Here is a 19363-nt window from a genome sequence, read left to right on the forward strand (position 1 = left end):
AAAACTGTTATCATTGGATCTACGCATACCTAAGGCTGATGAGAAGGTTAATTAGCAAAAACCTAAAATTTTTTAAGCTGAATAGAGTGTCGATATTTATTCTAAATAGGTGCATTATGAAAAAATTATTATTGTTAATTGCAGTTTGTTTTTACACATCACTATCAAATGCCTATAATGTACATCGTTATTTAAATCATAATGCGGATCAATCACTGCAGGGCTTTCAAATATTATCTCCTCAATCACTCTCTCAAAGAGCGGTTTCACATCAAAAAATTCCTGAGAATGCTCTGGTCATCAAGCATGAAAAAACGTATTTGACTGACACCCAGCAATACAGCACGACTTATTATCAGTATTATCACGGAATTCGAGTTCTTGATGGTGAAATAACAATCCACGAAAATAGTCATGTTGCTCAACGAGGGTTGCCCGAAAAAAAAGTAATCGGGCAATTAATTCATGAGATCAATTTTAGTATAGATGAGTTAGAAGGATTAAAAACATCTGAACGTTTAGATCGTGCATTGTCTGAAACTAAAGCGTATTTTTTACAAAAACATTCAGAAATTCAGTGGTCGTTCGATCACGAATCGGTTCAGTTGATTATAAAAAAACAAGAAGAGAAGTTGTCGCCATTATATGAGGTCAGTTTTTATGCTTCTGCGGATGATGAAGTACCGATATATTATCACGCATTTTTAGATCCTAATAAACGAAATAAAATTATTAGGGTGTGGAATGATGTCAAAAATATTTCAGATACAGGTCCTGGCGGGAATGAAAAAACAACAGAATATCATTATGGCGTTGCAGGCATACCCCCATTAGATGTTAGTGGGCGATCGTCTAAATGTATTATGGATGATAAAATTTCCAATTTTATTGTCGTAGATATGAGTAGCGCAAATCCGAGTAGTTCAAATTATATTGGTTATCTTCGCCCTTTTTCATATAAATGTAATAGTGAAGTTCGGGATACGAATCAATTCTATGGGGCTTATTCTCCGGCAGATGATGCGTATTTTTTTGGACATCTTGTGCAAAAGATGTATCAAGATTGGTATCAAACTAAGGTCCTTGATTTGCCTAAAACTGTCTTAAGAGTTCATGTTACTAAACAAAAACATCAGCCATTGGAAAATGCATTTTGGGATCCTGTTTCTGCAACGATAAATTTCGGTGACGGATCAACTGTGCTTAATTCAAAAACTGAGCGAGGAAAGATTAGTTTTTATCCCTTTGTTGCTCTAGATGTTGTAGGGCATGAGATGAGTCATGGTTTTACTGCCACTCATTCTAATCTTCAATATTATGAGGAGTCAGGTGCTTTGAATGAAGCATTTTCCGATATGGCAGCGGTTGTTTCAAATGCTTATTTACGTGAAAAATTTCCCGTTCTTTATACAGCCAATTATCACACTGCTGATATGATATGGAATATTGGGAGTTCAATCATTAGAAATCCAGATCCTAACGTAGCCATGCGATATTTAGATAGACCGTCCCGTGATAGATCTTCTGCGGATTGTTATCTAAACGTTTCAAATTGCTCAATCAATTACATAGAACTTGTAGACTTTGTGAAGAATAATTTCGAGGATGAGGAAGACATAAACGGGTTTATCGTTCATCATGGCAGTGGTGTTTTTAACCACTTCTTTTATATTTTAGCCACTTCACCGGGTTGGGATGTCAAAAAAGCGTTTAACTTGATGTTAAAGTGCAATCGCGATGGTTATTGGAACGAGTATACTGATTTTCAACAGGCTGCATGTTATACGTTGCTAGCTGCGTCTGATCTAGCTTATGATACAGGTGCCGTCAGGAATGCTTTTAACTTAGTAGGGATTGAGACATTAGGGTGCTTATAAAGTTAGGCACCAGTATGAACCAATACAATTGTGTAGAAATCTCGCGGAATTTTGTTAAAATCTTGAGTCTGTATTCAAGGAGTAAGCGGCTTGCGCTTAACGATGCGCGATCACCTAGGGGTGAGGCTTTGGGGTTGATTAATGGGAAGCAGTTACTTGTACTGCTGTCAGGGAGAATTGATAGATATGCTTAAAAAGTTATTGCCACAGCAGAAGATATTCTTTGATGGGTTTAACACTCTCGGAGATTTACTGCTTGAAATGTCTGAAACCTTTCTCAAGGCTGTGAATGAAGACAAATTCGAAGATCAAGCGATTATGGCTATCACTGAGTCAAAAGAACAGGCCAAATCTGAGGCGAGAAATCTATTTACTCAAGCGCACATGACCTTTATTACACCATTTGACCGACATGATATCCACAGCCTAAATAACGAAATTTATGATGCCGTGAATACTATCAATTTAACTGCTCAGCGATGTAGTCATTATCATTTGCATGTTTTTCCTGACATCATGAAAGAGTTAGCGCTTGTTTGTCGAAATGCGGCAAAGCTAGTAGTACAGGTACTGCGAATGCTGTCGAACTTAAAACATCATTCTGAAATTTTGACTCTATGTCGAGAAATAAAAGAGCACGAATCGAATGCTGATCATTTACTCATTGCAGGTATATCGGAACTGTATGACAAACAAGACGATTTTAAAACCATTTTAAAACTGAAAGAGGTATATGGGCTTTTGGAGTCGATTACTGATCGCTATCAAATGATTGCCTACATTGCTGAAGGTATTATTTTGGAATATAGCTAAATGAATTCAATGCTTATATTAATCTATATTACTATTGCAATAACGTTATTTTTTGACTTTTTGAATGGTTTTCATGATGCGGCAAATGCTATTGCAACGGTTGTGTCTACTCGTGTATTGAGGCCGTTTCAAGCTGTTATTTGGTCGGCAGCGTTTAATTTTTTAGCTTTTTTTATTTTTGGTTTGCATGTTGCTGCCACCATTGGGACAGGCATTGTTTCGGTGGAGGTTGTTAATACTGTATTTATTTTATCTGCTTTAATAGCTGCCATTATTTGGAATTTGCTAACCTGGTATTTCGGAATTCCCTCGAGTTCTTCTCATGCATTAATTGGCGCTATGATTGGTGCCGCCATCGTAAAAGCGGGCTTTAGTAAATTAGTTTGGTCCGGAATTATTAAGACAGTGGTTTCAATTTTCTTGTCCCCTATTTTAGGATTAATATTAGGGACTATCTTTATGTTTATCTCGACCCGCTTGTTTTTTCACAAATCCCCACAAAAGGTTGATACGATTTTTAGGCGAATCCAACTTGTCACATCGGCCTTATTGAGTGTGGGGCATGGCGGTAATGATGCTCAAAAATCGATGGGTATCATTGCGCTGCTCCTTTTCACAGGTAATCTAATTGGACCTAGTTTTCATGTTCCATTATGGGTGGTTTTTAGCTGTTATTCAGCCATGGCTTTAGGGACGCTATTTGGGGGATTTAGAATAGTCAAAACCATGGGCATGAAGATCACTAAACTTAACCCTGTTGGAGGCTCATCAGCTGAGTTGAGTGGATCCATGACGTTGATGCTAGCCACTGGGCTTGGAATCCCCGTTTCAACGACTCATACCATCACAGGCGCCATCATAGGTGTAGGTGCTCTTCAGCGCCTGTCAGCCGTTCGCTGGGGGGTGGCGCGTCAAATCGTGGTTGCCTGGGTCATTACAATACCAGCGACAGCCATCTTAGCGGGTATCATCCATAAGATCATCTTGGTCTCCCTTCCACTGTTTTAGAGGGTTACGCCCACTTCCTGCTGAACTGTGTCATATCTAAGATCAATAAATATAGATGTTTCATATAAGGCATAATGAATAAGCAAAAGTATTGATCTTAGATCTTACCCCATTCTTTCCTCCTCGACCTATGTAATTATACGTATTCATTAATTTACAGCCTCAAATTATCCTTTGTTAATGTGACCTTAAGCTTGGTTTGTTATCATTACTCTTAGTTCTATAGGGGTTGTGTAGCGTTTGGGTTGGATGCTCAAACTAGAGAGTTTGACGGATCAGTAGCGAAAGGTGCTTTATGAAACGTGGTGAAGAAGGCATAGCGTTATTAAAGGTAGGTCAGCAAAAGGCCGATGCGTTTAATGCTGGTGATGCTAACGTCCAATTCGGAAACGTCCTTGATCAAGTCAATTCCCAAAACGATGTCACAGATATACTCTCAACGCTGGGTTTTGAAATCGTTAACGGCTACGATAATTTTACTTTAGTCAGTTCATTGGCAAGTTTTATTGTCAAATGTGAAACGACTCCTGAAATGGTGACATCAGATCATTTGAAAGGTCAGACTGCAATTATTATAGCGATTTTAAGCTGGCGATTATTGGGTTCAGTATTCAGTGTTATAAGTGAAAAGCTAGCTGAAGATGATCGAATAGAAAAAGAAACAAAAAAAATCGTAATGGTCATTGAACGTCATCGCGCCATGCTATCTGCTTTGAATGAATTGCCTGTGAAAAATAACAATAATAATTCTCGAAAAAAAATTAAAGACAAATGGGCTGACTTCAATGCGAGTCTATTTAATACTGCATTGCAGAATCTTTCAAACAAAAATCTTTCTGAGCTTGAATTGCAGGAGTTGTACTATGTATTCAGAAGTGCTGTTGGAAATAAAGCGACTCAAGAAGATTTACAGGCCTGGGAGAAATTCATTCAAGATCCTACCATAGGAAATAGAGAAGAGTTAAGAAAAAGAATCGAAGCGGGTCTGAAAACTAAAGTAAAAGCCACACCTATTGCTGATAAAGATACACGATTTGTAGGTAGAGTATTGAGATTAATCGGTAATTTTATTATGGCTAATGCGACAGGGATGAGTATTGTTGTTGTGATGAGTGGATTTATTGCAGCGATTCCGTTTGTTGCAGCTTTAGGATTTAGTGCGACACTCCCAATTGTTTTTCTAGTGGCGTTGGGCCTAGGTATTGGTTATGGTTGTTTAACACTGACTCAAGAAATGAAAAAAAGACGTCACCAAAAAATTTCTGAGAAATTAAAACAAGAGAAAGTGCGTTATAAACAAAATCAGGCTATTAATAGTTTTTCCTCAATGAAAAATATGAGTTCTTCTGATGTGCAAGAATCAATGAAGCCTGTTTCGCTTGACGATGTAAAAGATTCCATGAGACCTATTTCAGAAAATCAGGTGGGCTCTCTATCATGGAGAATTTTATTCAATATACCATTCATTCTATCAAACGCTACTGTATCTGGATGGTGGGCAGTTCTTATGGGGGTTACTGTAGTAACAGGACTAATTGGTGGTGCAGGCTTAGTTGGAGTTTCCGCAATACTTTTTCCAGCGATAGTTGCGGGTGTTTTCTCACTATTTTCTCTAACAAAATTTATCGTTAACGCCTATCATGATTATCATTTTGAAAGGGAAAAGATTCAACAAATTAATAATAATTTGGCTATTCAAAAATTGCAGGCGACGTCGAGTCAAAGGTTGCGAGATGTTGTTCAATTATCTGAAAGGGAGTTATTGAAAGAGTATATTACTGCATTGCTAACTAATACAGATAGTAATCGTAAAAAGAAAGACTTTCATTTGATTGAAAAAATGATTGGAGCAAAACTTTCAGATGCGCAAAATGCGGATGCCTTCTACGGGTTTTTAGCTAGTAAGTTAATCGATGGTAATATTCAGAGTGAAGTTGAAAGCCAAAGAACGTCTACACTAGAATTGATCAAAAATTTAAGAAATCACGTGAGTGGTGAAGACTCAAAAGACACTGTGAACTATCACAGCGATTTTAAGATAAAACCTGTAGCATTCAAAGAATCATTCAGAGCGGTAGTTGGCTATGGATTTAGTATCACGGCTCCAATTGTGGTAGGTCTTGGTGTTGCGATGGCTTTTGTGCTGGGCCCAGCATTTTTATTTGTAGGCGTAGGTATGGCAGCATTATTATGTGGTACTTATTACGTAAGCACTGTAATTAACGAACGTCGTGATACTAGAGTGAAGAAATATGATTCCATGTTGGCTCAAATTGATATGCGTGATAGATTGACGGATATAAAATTATCTCAAAAATATTCTTTAGTGAAAAGTCAGTCTGACACTAATAAAGAGCCGGCACCTGAAAAAATCATTATGTCTGATGCGCTAGTTATTGACTCTGAAAAAATACCACAAATGTCATCCGCTCGTGGTTCAGTGTCTTCATGGGGATTTCAATTGTTTTTCAACTGTGGAAACAAGAGTGATTCATTAGAGGTATCCTCACCAATGAGATCTCTAGAAAAAGAAATGCCGGCTATAGTGGAGATGGTGAGAATTTTAGATTAATTATGGAAAGATAACGCTAGTATGTTAAACTGTCACTCTATCTATCACGTCAGCATATTGGGTGGCAGAATGAAGACAGACTCTCTCCATAGAACAACCATATCTACTCTCAGTCATGAAGGACGAGGCATTGCCCATATCGATGGAAAAGCGATTTTTATTGATGGGGCTTTGGTGGGAGAAGAGGTGGAATTCCGCATCACAAAACGCCACAGCCAATATGATGAAGCTGAGGTCGTTCAGGTAGTAAAGCCTTCAGCAGATCGGGTCACTCCATTGTGCAAACACTATGGGGTATGTGGTGGTTGTTCCCTCCAGCATATGGCGCCAGAAGCTCAAATTCAGCATAAACAACAAGCGCTCCTCGACTTGTTAGCTCGTATCGGGAAGGTAACGCCTTCAGTGACTTTGCCACCTCTTGTCGGCCCTGTATGGGGGTATCGAAGTAAAGCGCGTTTAGGTGTTAAGTATGTGATTAAAAAAGAGAAGATGCTCGTTGGTTTTCGTGAGCGTGATCCGCGTTTTTTAGCTGAGATTACACAATGTGAGGTGCTTCATCCTGCTGTAGGGCAACAGCTGGAAGTGTTAAAGAATTTAATTCAGAGCTTAAATTGTTATGATCAAATTCCACAAGTTGAAGTTGCTGTATCAGAAGAGACAGTCGCATTAATTTTTCGACATATGGTTCCGCTGACTGACGATGATAAAAATAAATTAGTTGAATTCGGAAGATCCAAGAAGTGGCATATTTATCTTCAGTCTAAGGGGATTTCAACGATTAATCGTCTTTGGCCATTCGATGGGGCAGAGCGTTTAACTTATCATTTGTCGAATTATAATTTAGAAATGCAATTTCACCCTATCGATTTTACTCAAATCAATGTTGTGATGAATCAACAAATTGTGAAGCAAGCATTGGATTTATTAGAATTAAAATATTCTGATATTGCTCTCGATTTATTTTGTGGAATCGGAAATTTTACGCTTCCGATCGCCCGGTTTTGTAAATCCGTAGTAGGAGTTGAAGGTTCTGAAACATCAGTATCACGTGCTCGTGAAAACGCACGATTAAATAAAATTTCGAACGCTGAGTTTTTCGTTGCTGATTTAAGTCGAAATAGTTCGCATTTGTCTTGGTATTATCAGCATTATGATAAGGTTTTGTTGGATCCCCCTCGCACGGGTGCGGTCGATATCATACCAGGGATTGTACAGTGGCAACCGAGTCGCATTGTGTATGTCTCCTGTAACCCAGCAACCTTAGCTCGAGATGCGGCCAAATTGGATGAATTAGGATATACTTGCCACAGCGCGGGAGTAATGGATATGTTCCCGCAGACCAGCCATGTTGAAGCGATGGCGTTGTTCATTAAGAGATAAATTATGGAAAGCCGTGATTCATTTAAAAGCCAACAATATAGCAACATTAATCTTGCTGATTGGCTTGATCATCTCGTTATTTTGCGCAAAGGACTGGATAGCAATCCTATTCGCCAGGCAGCTAGCTTAGCTCAAGTCACTGGAATTTCCCAAGCCACCCCTCATGGCGAGTCTTCTTTTCTTCATGGATTAGTCATGGCAGAAAATCTCGCAGAATTAGGACTCGATGATGAAACGATTATTGCAGGTTTACTATTCCCTGTTGTGCATTACGCTCATGTCAGTTTGGATGACGTAGAAGAGCAATTTGGTATTGGGATACGCAAATTAATTAAAGGTACCGAGCAGATGGATGCGATTCATATTTCGCATGGCCGTCTTACTCAAAGTGCTTTGTTCACGAGCAGTATCGATAATTTACGAAAAATGCTCCTTGCCATGGTTGATGATGTTCGTGTTGTATTGATAAAACTGGTGGAACGTCTCGCTGTTCTTCGTCATGTCGCTATATTAGGTGATCGCGAACGTAAACGTGTTGCACAAGAAACAATGGATATCTACGCCCCATTGGCAAATCGATTAGGTGTGGGGCAAATCAAATGGCAATTGGAAGATTACGCATTTCGATATTTGGAGCCAGAACGCTACAAAGAAATTGCTGAGTCTTTAGAAATGAGGCAGGAAGAGCGTGAAAATTTTGTTCAGGAAGTTCGCTCTGAAATAGAAACAGCCCTAAAATCAGAGGGGATATCACACTACGAAATTACAGGTCGTTCTAAACATATTTATAGTATTGCAAAAAAAATGGAACGTAAAAAAGTACCTTTCGATGAAATTTACGATGTCACAGCACTGAGATTATTGGTGCCAACAGTAGAAGATTGTTATAAAATATTAAGTACTGTTCATGCGAAATGGCATCATATTAAAAAAGAATTTGATGATTATATTGTAAAGCCAAAACCAAATGGATATCGATCAATTCATACTGCAATTATAGGTCCTGGCGCGCGAAATGTTGAAATTCAAATTCGAACTTATGCCATGCATGAGGAATCTGAACTAGGTGTTGCGGCTCATTGGGTGTATAAAGAAGGTGGAAAAAATTCTAAAGCAGGCTATGATGCGAAAATAGCATGGCTTCGTAATTTGATTGATTGGCAAAAAGAAATTGTAAGAAGTGGAGAACAGGAAAAAGAAGCCTACTCTCATATTTTTGATGATCGAGTTTATGTTTTTACTCCCAATGGCGATGTGTTAGATTTTCCTCGAGGTTCTACGCCGCTCGATTTTGCGTACAATATTCATACTGATATTGGGCATCGATGTCGCGGAGCTAAAGTGAACGATGTGATGGTGTCATTAAATTATCAGCTGGAGATGGGTGATAAAGTTGAAGTTTTAACCGGAAAAGAGCCTCATCCGAGTCGTGATTGGTTAAGTGCGCAACGAGGTTATTTGATGACACCTCGAGCAAAAGCAAAAGTGCATCACTGGTTTAGAATTCAAGATTATGACAAGAATAAAGTTGCGGGCGCTGATTTGTTTGATAAAGAAGCCCGGCGAGGAAAAGAAAAATTACATTTGACTCAAACAGTTCTTGAGAAATTTAATTTTCATAATAAAGATGATTTGTTTTCGGCATTGGGCCATGGTGATTTAAGTATCGGTGCAGTTATTAGTGCAATTCTTGCTGAACGTCATGGTGAACAATTGCACACAATTGCGCCAGCTGTCATAGAAAAAAAACGGCCTATAAAGAAAGCCCTCACGAATTCAGCAATTGAAATTTCTGGTGTGAGTAATTTATTAACGCATTATGCACGCTGTTGTAAACCTGTTCCAGGTGATTTAATTATTGGATATGTCACACTAGGTCATGGTGTTTCAATTCATCGACAAGATTGTCAAAATGTGAGTGATAAAAATGACTTGAATCCTGATCGTTTAATTGAAGTGAATTGGGGTGATACTGCTGAAGTTCAATATTCAATTGATCTGAGCATATTGGCAAATAATAATTCTGATGTCTTGGGAAATATCTCGTCGTATTTAGCCAATGAAAAAATAGCTTTGCACTCATTAACAAGTCAGATTGATAAAAAAGATCATACAATGATAATTCAGTTAACGATTGAGTTATCCTCAACTATAACGCTGTCTAAAGTTATTGCTCGACTTGGGCAGCTACCGAATATATTAGAAGTGAGTCGACGTTGATGGCGTCCCCAAGGGGATTCGAACCCCTGTTATCGCCGTGAAAGGGCGGTGTCCTAGGCCTCTAGACGATGGGGACGTCTGTGAGCTGGAAATCGTAGCAAAACAAATTATCAATAGCAAGGATATCCCTCGCATTAGACGAAATTTGAATCAAGCGCCAGTGAATACTGGTTATTGAGTAACCAAAATGCTTAACCAGGAGATGCTGAGGTATTGGTGGAGCTAGGCGGGATCGAACCGCCGACCTCTTGCATGCCATGCAAGCGCTCTCCCAGCTGAGCTATAGCCCCGAACTATGAAGTAATCGGATGAACATTCTAATAGGCATTAGCGGTGTGGGTCAATCCAAACGAGAGGCTAGGCCGGATTCTCTTATCATTATCTCTCTGCTATACTGTGCCTTATGCAGAATCTAGCATTAAACAAGGAGTGTATTATGTATCAATTCAGATGGTTACCAATTCTTATGCTGTTGGGCAGTATAGTGGGTTGCTGTGAGAGTTATGAAGTGACTCCATGCGGTCCTCCGACTGCAAGATTGGTGGACGTCAATTCTGAGCGAGGAGACGCTTGGGGAAGAAATTATTATAATTATCGTAGCCATGAATTACATCCGGACCATTTAAGACGTTATGATTATCATCCTCGCATGCTGCATAGGTTTGTTCAGGATGAAGAAAAAGGGTAGTTATTCGCCAGAGGATGTAAACGTCCATATTTAGCCCATCTTGGGTGGAAAAATTGATTTTAAAATCCTCATTTATCAAGAGTAAACTCCGGTTTTAAAATCAATTTTTCCACCCAACCTGGACAAAATCTGAACGTTTTAGCCATTTCAGAATGGTTAAGAAAAAGGGTAGCTATTTGCCTACTTGTTTAAGCTGATTCTCACGCAGCCTTTCACAAAATGATTTTTATCTGAAAATTGTCTGTCAGGAATTGTCTGTCCATTAAATTGAATGAGCGCAGGATCACCTTCTGCCATCGCAGTGCTGGGCAGAATTCCCTGTGCACTATAGGTTTCCGTATGGAAAAATTCGGCTTTGATTAATTTGGACAGCTCAGAGACAGGAATGCCGTCAATAACGAGATCAACTTTTTCTAACACTTTACAAAAAATTCGAATTAATTCTTTCAGTTCCACCAAATCGTCCATAACACTGTATGGATTATAGAAGGCTCCACTTATGACGGTAGGGCATTGTAATGAATAATAAACGGGAGATGGGTTTTGTGATTTGATGTCGAATATAGTTGGCGTCATTACTGTAGGATAATATTTTTTTAATTTATAATCTTCGATATAAATTTTTTGAATATTTTCTACAGGTGCAAAACGATCGTCAGAAGAATTAGGTTTCATTGCAGGAAGTACACCGATGGCAATATAAAAAATTTGTTGCACAGTATCAAGTAGATAAATATTAATTTTTTTACCAGAATTGATAACGCTTTGAAAAAATTCAAACCAAATACTATCCATTAATGGCGTGATCCGACCCGCTTTTGATTGAATCCAACTGCGTTGAATAATATATGAATTAAATGTTGACCATCGAGTATCACTAAAAAGATGATTGTACCAATCTTGTGTAAAATAAATAACATCACAAAACCATTTATTTTTTGAATGGGTTCCATTAATAAGTTCACTGAATATTTCAGAGTGGTCCATGTAAGATTTTGGAGTGTATGATTTGATGGCAAAGGATTTTTTCAATCTTTTATGAGATGTGGTGTCAGTAATCTTAGGTAGCATGAAAATAGATCTTGCCCCAGCAGACAATGAAATGTTGGAGGTGGTGGCATCTGATTTGTTAGCGATATGTTGTCCTGCTAGGTATTCCCACGTTCCAATGCTTAATTCAGGTTCAAGAACGACGAAGGGATGAATGGCGGTGCCAAGATCTTTATATCCTTCAATACATTTATCAATATTTATCCCAAGTGGGAGGCAAGAATAATTCAGTAACTCTGTAATTTCAGTAGGTAGAGTGCGGTGCTCGAAGGGTACGCTCGAATTAGAACCGTTAGGTAAGTATAAAGTCCCTTTGTGAAATATTTTGGTGCCGAACGGATATCTGGCTCGTACTAACCTAAGTTCTTTTTCGGGGGATAGTTTGGTGATAATCTCATGAAGATGAGGCAGCGCATGCTTAATTTCAGTATTAACATCCGACCAGTTTACAATTTTTAAATAATCAGACAACTCTACGCTCATCGCAATCCTTATTATTGCAGACTATAAACTAGAGAATCGTAACTAATATCATATAAATATTCGTTTAGCAATCTTAGAATTTTCATCATAAATATCCATGCTCGTTTGCGATCGTAAATGACGGAGTGGAATTTTAGGAAAACAAGGTAATATTTATTATTGTCAGATAGCTATCCAGACAAGGGGAGGGGTATTTAGTAGCGGAAGTGACTAAATTTGAATGGCTATCTGACCCAATCTATTGTAGCGATAGCCAAGTTATAGCGCGTTGAATTCTATCCAACACTTTTTCTTTACCCAACATATGCAGTGTCAAATCAATGGGTGGAGATATACTTCCCCCACTAATAGCAACGCGCAATGGTTGAGCAACTTTTCCTAGCTTCGCATCATGCTGCTCAGCGCAGTCAAGAACAATTTGATGTAGTGGTTCTTTAGCCCAATCTTGTAAATTACTAAAGCTGTTGTATAGAGCTGCTAAAATTGGTTTTGATTCAGGAGTGAAATTTTTTGCTGCGGCATCTGCATCGTATTCTTCAAAATCTTGAAAAATAAAACGACTTTTTTCAGCCATTTCTTTCAATGTTTTGCAGCGTTCTGATTGAGCAGTAATTAATTCAGCCAGTAATGATTTATCAATATTTTTTATTCCAATCAGCTCAAATTGATGAGCGAGTGAATCAACAATTTTTTCAGGATTCAGAGTTTTTAAATAATGTTGATTTAACCATTGCAATTTTTGTGGATTAATTGCTGCAGGTGATTTGCTGACATGAGCCATGTCGAAACTATCGGTCATTTCTTTATTTGAAAAGATTTCTTGATCACCGTTTGACCAGCCAAGACGTACAAAATAATTTAACAGCGCTTCAGGTAAGTAACCTTCTTCACGGTAATTTAAAACGCTTGCAGCGCCTAATCGTTTCGATAACCGTTTTCCATCTTCGCCTAAAATCATAGGGATGTGTGCATATTTAGGAATGGGTGCATCCAGTGCATTCAGAATATTAATTTGTCGTGGGGTATTGTTGATATGATCATCACCGCGAATTACGTGAGTAATTTGCATATCCCAATCATCAACAACCACAGATAGATTATACGTTGGCATTCCATCACTTCGCATGATGACAAGATCATCAAGCTCAGAATTTTGAGTGCTGATTTTTCCACGAACTAAATCATCAAACTCAACTAATCCTTCATGTGGATTTCTAAAACGAATTACAAAAGGTGCTTGCGCATCTTTTTGGTGGCCGCCTTCGCGACACCGTCCATCATAGCGAGGTTTGATATTTTTCTCTGTTTGTTCAGTGCGTAATTTTTCTAAGCGATCTTTTGCGCAGTAACAACGGTAGGCATCGCCTTGTTGAAGTAATTGATCAATGATCTCTCGATATCGATCTAAACGCTTCGTTTGATAGAATGGACCTTCGTCATAGTCTATTCCTAGCCAAGACATTCCTTCTAAAATAGCTTCCACGGCTTCTGGTGTAGAACGTTCTAGATCTGTATCTTCAATACGTAAGATAAAGCTACCATGGTAGCGTCTGGCATAGAGCCAAGAATACAATGCAGTTCGCGCCCCACCGATGTGTAAAAATCCGGTTGGACTTGGTGCAAATCTCGTTCTAACGGTCATCATATACTCCAGTGTTTTTGAATGTCGGATATTGTATTAGGATAGCAGTATTCACCGGCTAAGGAAAATCAATTACATTCAACTAATATAAGATTTTCCTCGATAGCACGAATATACGATGTTTTCACTTATGGAAATGATCGTCGACGACCAATAGATTGAATGCCAATCATTGTGGTAAACTCTTTTCTTTCTTTGTAGGGGTCAAAAATAATGGATACACTAACACAAATTTTTGCTTTTCTGGTGACGGTTCTGGTGCTCGTTTCTATTCATGAGGCAGGGCATATGGTGGTTGCCAGAGTCTTGGGGATTAAAGTACTGCGTTATTCCATCGGTTTTGGTAAAGCTTTGTGGAAACGTACCTCTAAAAAAAGCGGTGTAGAATATGTCATTGCGATGATTCCGCTCGGTGGGTATGTCAATTTAGTCGATGAGCGTAATGCACCAGTTTCGGAAGACGATAAACCGTATGCATTCAATCGAAAACCCTTGTGGGTACGAAGTGCTGTTGTAGCAGCCGGGCCTGTGACTAATCTTATTCTTGCAGTATTGATTTATTGGATAATGTTTAGTGTCGGTGTGGAGACCGTGCAACCGATCATTGGAAAGATAACTCCGCAATCACTCGCCGCAAACGCAGACATGCAGTCAGGGGATATCATCAGTCAAATTGATGGAAAACCGGTTACCGATTGGTCAGATATTATGCTAACGGCCGTAAGTCGAATTGGGGGTCAAGGTGAGCTAACGATTGAAACTCGATCATCAACGGGGCGTGTCAGTGAACATAAAATTGATGTATCTCGTTGGAAGACAGATCCGCTCACGCCAGATCCTTTACAAAGTTTAGGTTTTGAACCATATCGGCCAGCTTTACCTGCTGTGGTTGAAAATGTAAAAGAGGGAAGTGTCGCAGATAAAGCAGGTGTAAAACCCGGCGATCGATTTTTTTCTATTAATGGAAGCCCCGTTAAAGACTGGGCTGATTTAGTTACGACAATTCAACCACATCCCGGTGAAACATTTAAATTTATTTTAATTCGTGATGGTATTCCAATCGCTTTAACATTTGCTTCCGATAAAAAATTTATGATTCGTGGTTTTAAAAATGTCGGTGTAATTGGAGTGACTGTGAAGCCGACGTCATATCCTGAGACGATGAAATTTGTAAAACAATATAATCCTATTTACGCTGTATTTCCTGCGATAAAAGAAACGGTTCGTTTTTTTGATTTCAATTTTGTTGTAATGAAAAAATTAGTGATGGGTGAGCTCTCTTTGAAAACGTTGGGAGGGCCTATCACAATTTTTGGTACTGCTGATCGCGCTTTTAAAGCAGGACTTATTGCGTTTGTGAATTTTCTTGCATTGATGAGTGTCATGTTAGCGTTCGTCAATGTGCTCCCGATACCAGGCCTGGATGGTGGGCATCTTTTATATTTCTTAATTGAATTTATCATTCGAAGACCTTTGTCGATGGCTGTAGAAATTGTCGCTACGCGTATAGGATTTGTCCTTCTTATCCTCTTGACGTTGGCTGCAGTTTATAACGACATTTTGCGCTTGATTAATTGACTGGAAGTGGAGTGGAAGGGGTCAGGCCTCAATTTGACCCCTTCCCTTTAGACCTGCCCCATCGCTGACCCCCTCAGCAATTTGCTTTTTTCCAGATCTCTACTACAGTTTAAATTCGGATGTTCACTTTTAGTTAGGGACAGGGAGTCTCGTCAGAGTGAAAAGCATGTTGTTTGCTCAACGAATCAAGGAGGATCATGTTATGAGCAGAGTATTTACTAGTTTAATCGTTTTCGCATTTTTCGGTTTTGTTTTAAGTTCAGGCGTTTCTGCTGTAACAACTGCTGTTCATAATCTTCAAGTAGCTTTTAGCCCAGACACCCATTCTCATCACACACTTCTTTCATACGAACGCAAAATCTAATTGATGGAGATGCTGCGGCGTCCCGTCTTGAGTTGTGAGAGGTGAGAAATTATGCGATCATCGATCCCCTATAAACCAATGGGGATTATTGATGACTGCTGAACCCAAACAGATGCAATCAGTGCCATTATCATGGCGGGCAATTATCGTTTATTCATTGGCAGCGGCTTTTCTATGTTATGAAATGGCTCTGCAAGTATCCCCTAGTGTAATGACTACTCAGTTGATGCGTGATCTTTCTGTAGATGCAGCGGGATTGGGAATCATTTCTGGCTTTTATTTTTACTCCTATACCTTAATGCAAATCCCCGCTGGTTTGCTGTTTGACCGTTTTAGTACCCGATGGCTCACTACAATCTCATTACTGGTCTGTGCGGCGGGTGCAACCTTTTTTGGGATGGCAGATTCCGTCATGTACGCAAGCCTGGGTCGTTTCTTTATGGGGCTTGGGTCGGCTTTTGCATTTATCGGTGTATTAGTTGTTGCTACGCGCTGGTTTCCCCTCAAATATTTCGCTTTTCTCGTCGGCATCGCTCAATTTTTAGCGGCTATGGGTGCCATGGGTGGTGAAGCGCCGTTAGCGTCTGCGGTGAACAAGTTCGGTTGGAGACCTACCATTACGTGGCTTGCATTTGCTGGTGGATTATTGGCACTGTGCATTTTATTTATAGTCCATCACAAACCTGAAGGTACTCAACATTCTAGTCAGAAATCAAAAGACTATGGAATTATGCGAAGTATTCAGTCTGTCTTAGGCAATCTTCAAACGTGGTGGCTAGCCCTTTACGCCTTCGCGTGCTGGGCACCGATCACAGCCTTTGCGTCATTGTGGGGAGTCCCGTATTTAATGGCTCGTTATAATGTGAGCAACACGTTGGCGAGTGAAGCCATGGCAATGGTCTGGATTGGGCTTGGTATTGCCAGTCCGATCATCGGTTGGTATTCCGATCAATTAGGGCGTCGTCGAAGTTTATTGAATTTTTGTGCGCTCGTTGGTGTGATCGCATCGGTGATATTACTGTACGTTCCTACAATTCCTTTTGCTTTAACGTTTGTATTACTGTTTGCATTTGGCGTTGCAACGGCAGGCCAGATTTTAAGTTTCGCAGTGGTACGTGATATCAATAGACCTGAAGTGACTGCAACTGCAATTGGTGTTAATAATATGGCGGTTGTTGCTGGGGGGGCGTTATTTCAACCCTTGGTCGGATATCTTTTACGTTTAAATTGGACTGGAGAAATAGTCAATAATGTACCGGTTTATTCTGTAGAGAATTACACTATTGCACTTCTGGTTGTACCGGTGTGTTTTTTCTTGAGTTATATTTCAGGCCAATTTTTAATTCGCGAAACGTACTGCAAACCTCAGTATACTTATCAAACGAATTCCTAGTGATGTGATTTAGATTTGATGCATTCAATTGTAGAATGCATCAAATTCTCAGTTTATCTGATAGTTCAATTACTGAAGCCGAACAGCCATTACAGTAATATCATCACCATAATTAATTTGAGTTTTCGCTTCAAGCTCTGATATTTTTACATTTAAATCATCACGATCGGTTTTTTGTGTTTCCATTAATTCAGCGAGTACAGCTTTTGCAGTTTCTGATTGCTGGACGAGAGCACTACGATCTTTTTCAGCCTGATCCATGACATGTTGCATTAATGTATTCACAATAGTTTTAGCTGAAGCATTAGGATTTAGTGTCCGTAATATAGGTACGATCCATTCAGGATTTATCTCGACCATATTATAATTTTTATCATTTTTTGTTTCTTGCTTTGTAATTGTATTAAAAGATCCAAGCATTCCTTTAGTAAATGGAATTAATACAGTGCCCTGGTCTAGTGTGACATCAACGATATCAAGATCAGTTTCGACAGTGTAATTACTAGGTAATACAGGACCTTGTGCAGCATTTTGAACTAATTGACGACCAGGCAATAATGTAGTGATAGTTTGAGTTTTAGGGTTCCATGCCACGAGCATGCTACCACCTATATTCGCACCAATGACGCGTTGTTTCAGTGGTTGACTCCACCCACCAGATATGGGGAAAACATTAGCACAAGTTAATGAGGTTGATTCACGCGAACCATTGTTTTTGATCAATATCTCAGCACCAACATTTTGAATGATTGTTTTCAAATTAGCCTTGAGTGCATCGGGATCATAATACGTTGAGCACAATCGAATGGCATGTTTACATCCGAAATACGAAGCTCGAGAAACTCTAGTATCTTTAGCTTTATCTCCAGTATGACCACCTAAACCATCGGCCATTGCCAAATTAATTTTACGAGTTGCATTATACTGATAAGATCTGTGAGCAACTAAGCAAGAGTCCATGACATGTGTCACGCTTAGGTTTGAATCTAATGCAGATTTTTCACTGCGAGCCAATACTTGTAGTGAGTTTGTGAAAAAAGTTGTGCCCGTGGTTGCTGCTACAATATTAGAGTCTGGATCAGTAAAGTCACCGCCATTAATACTAGACTCTTTCTGTCTACTGCTCTTGTCGATTGGGGTTTCACTATTAAAATTCACTTGTAATTCTGTTGCGTGAGCACTTAACGCCTTTGAGGTTGATCCACCATATATAATATCTTTCCAATTTGAATTAGCGTTTTCTTTTTCTAGATATGTATTAAATACATTTTTTAATTGTATTTCAAAGATTTTGAGATTCTTTTTAAATTCAGGTTTGTCTCGATGGCTATAAATTTTTTGTTCGATAGCAGCAGCGAACCTATTACCATCATCTTCTGATTTAGATTTTATAAACGTTTTAATTGCTTCTGCCGCAAGACTGCAGCATTCTTCTAATTTCGCCGAATACTGTGGATCAAAAATTGTTTTAACAACTACGTCAATAAAATCATTATCAAAAGTATTAATACCCTGTTTTACTTCTTCAAGAGTCTCTTCTATGTCTCTTGCTTTCACACGTGCTAGTTCTATATCTTCTTTCAGAAGCTCATAGGTATCAGCACCTTTAAATGTTGCCCACCTGTTAGAAGTTTTGTCGGCAATATAGGTGAGTACGATTGATGAAAATGCAGCAATTGCACCTAGAATAGATCCTACTGCGAATGAAGTTGCTGTTATATGAACGCCAACAGTGGCTGCGATAGCGCTTATTACAGCAATAGCCGGTGAAAAAATACTGGTAACTGTTGAGCTGAGTGTTATGAGTTTTGTGCTGATCATGGTTACTGTTGAAGCAATAAAGGGTAAATTCGCTAATGAATTCACGAAAGGAATTACAGCGGGGAAGAAAGTTGTGACAGCACTGACTGCCAGAGGAAAAGTCACTGCCCAGGCTAATGTGCTGAATGCTATACTGAAAAGTGAGAATAGATAAGGAAGGATGTAGCTTGAACCTGGTGTGTACCCAAGAAATGTAGTTTGTGAAAGAATTAAACCTTCTCTAAACCAATAACGGCGAGATTTATCGGGAGAAGTCAGCGCCATACCAAATTTATGCACGATACTAAATGCCCAACTTGATAAATAGGAGGCGATGAATAAGCTTCCAAAAAATGCAAGCTTAATCAATTTTAGGGTACCGAAAACTGCTGGATGTCGTGAGTCAAAGGGCCATTGTTTTGCGTTCCATATGGAAGAAAATGATTCATACATATATTTCGTTAAATCTTCAAATACACCTTCCAGCGTAAGAGG

At 39.1% G+C, this 19363-nt stretch carries 13 protein-coding genes and 2 tRNA genes; 10 read left to right on the top strand and 5 right to left on the bottom strand.

From position 1 onward, the window contains the following. The first annotated feature begins 116 nt into the window (after positions 1-116). From K2X50_04525 to relA, 6 genes are all read left to right on the top strand, one after another. On the top strand, positions 117-1877 hold the full coding sequence (locus tag K2X50_04525) for a M4 family metallopeptidase (protein MBX9586506.1): 1761 nt from the start codon (positions 117-119) through the stop codon (positions 1875-1877). 186 nt (positions 1878-2063) lie between these two features. Continuing rightward, positions 2064-2690 (top strand): DUF47 family protein, encoded by a 627-nt coding sequence (locus tag K2X50_04530; GenBank protein ID MBX9586507.1) that lies wholly within the window; start codon positions 2064-2066, stop codon positions 2688-2690. Next, positions 2691-3698 carry an inorganic phosphate transporter gene (locus K2X50_04535; GenBank protein ID MBX9586508.1) on the top strand — a complete coding sequence of 336 codons (1008 nt, stop codon included), beginning with the start codon at positions 2691-2693 and terminating at the stop codon, positions 3696-3698. A 295-nt stretch (positions 3699-3993) separates the two neighbouring features. Next, positions 3994-6270 carry a hypothetical protein gene (locus K2X50_04540; protein MBX9586509.1) on the top strand — a complete coding sequence of 759 codons (2277 nt, stop codon included), beginning with the start codon at positions 3994-3996 and terminating at the stop codon, positions 6268-6270. 69 nt (positions 6271-6339) lie between these two features. Continuing rightward, the gene (gene rlmD, locus K2X50_04545; GenBank protein ID MBX9586510.1) at positions 6340-7650 is read left to right on the top strand and encodes a 23S rRNA (uracil(1939)-C(5))-methyltransferase RlmD; all 1311 of its coding nucleotides are present in this window, start codon (positions 6340-6342) and stop codon (positions 7648-7650) included. Between the two features lie 3 nt (positions 7651-7653). Further along, a complete protein-coding gene (gene relA / locus K2X50_04550) occupies positions 7654-9870 on the top strand; it encodes a GTP diphosphokinase (GenBank protein ID MBX9586511.1) in 2217 nt (738 codons plus the stop codon). Here relA and K2X50_04555 read toward each other — a convergent pair. Both K2X50_04555 and K2X50_04560 read right to left on the bottom strand, forming a co-directional pair. Next, a tRNA-Glu gene (locus K2X50_04555) sits at positions 9871-9946 on the bottom strand. A gap of 138 nt (positions 9947-10084) precedes the next feature. Then, positions 10085-10160 (bottom strand) — tRNA-Ala (locus tag K2X50_04560). Between the two features lie 146 nt (positions 10161-10306). Here K2X50_04560 and K2X50_04565 point away from each other — a divergent pair. Next, entirely contained in the window at positions 10307-10558 is a 252-nt protein-coding gene (locus tag K2X50_04565; protein ID MBX9586512.1) for a hypothetical protein, read from the top strand. A gap of 180 nt (positions 10559-10738) precedes the next feature. Here the strand turns inward: K2X50_04565 and K2X50_04570 are convergent, their stop codons facing one another. Beyond that, positions 10739-12091: a hypothetical protein gene (locus K2X50_04570; GenBank protein MBX9586513.1), complete on the bottom strand. Its 1353-nt coding sequence runs from the start codon at positions 12089-12091 to the stop codon at positions 10739-10741. Between the two features lie 238 nt (positions 12092-12329). Beyond that, positions 12330-13733, bottom strand: coding sequence for a glutamate--tRNA ligase (gltX, locus tag K2X50_04575; protein MBX9586514.1), 1404 nt, complete (start codon positions 13731-13733; stop codon positions 12330-12332). A gap of 213 nt (positions 13734-13946) precedes the next feature. Between gltX and rseP the strand changes: the two genes are divergently transcribed. The 3 genes from rseP (at position 13947) to K2X50_04590 (ending at position 17068) form a co-directional block, all read left to right on the top strand. Next, positions 13947-15311 carry an RIP metalloprotease RseP gene (gene rseP, locus K2X50_04580; GenBank protein ID MBX9586515.1) on the top strand — a complete coding sequence of 455 codons (1365 nt, stop codon included), beginning with the start codon at positions 13947-13949 and terminating at the stop codon, positions 15309-15311. A gap of 202 nt (positions 15312-15513) precedes the next feature. Further along, positions 15514-15675 carry a hypothetical protein gene (locus tag K2X50_04585; GenBank protein ID MBX9586516.1) on the top strand — a complete coding sequence of 54 codons (162 nt, stop codon included), beginning with the start codon at positions 15514-15516 and terminating at the stop codon, positions 15673-15675. Between the two features lie 91 nt (positions 15676-15766). Beyond that, on the top strand, positions 15767-17068 hold the full coding sequence (locus K2X50_04590) for an MFS transporter (GenBank protein MBX9586517.1): 1302 nt from the start codon (positions 15767-15769) through the stop codon (positions 17066-17068). A 69-nt stretch (positions 17069-17137) separates the two neighbouring features. Here the strand turns inward: K2X50_04590 and K2X50_04595 are convergent, their stop codons facing one another. Beyond that, positions 17138-19321 (bottom strand): hypothetical protein, encoded by a 2184-nt coding sequence (locus K2X50_04595; GenBank protein MBX9586518.1) that lies wholly within the window; start codon positions 19319-19321, stop codon positions 17138-17140. Positions 19322-19363: the final 42 nt, after the last annotated feature.

Source organism: Gammaproteobacteria bacterium (assembly GCA_019748175.1).
Lineage (GTDB): Bacteria > Pseudomonadota > Gammaproteobacteria > JAIEPX01 > JAIEPX01 > JAIEPX01.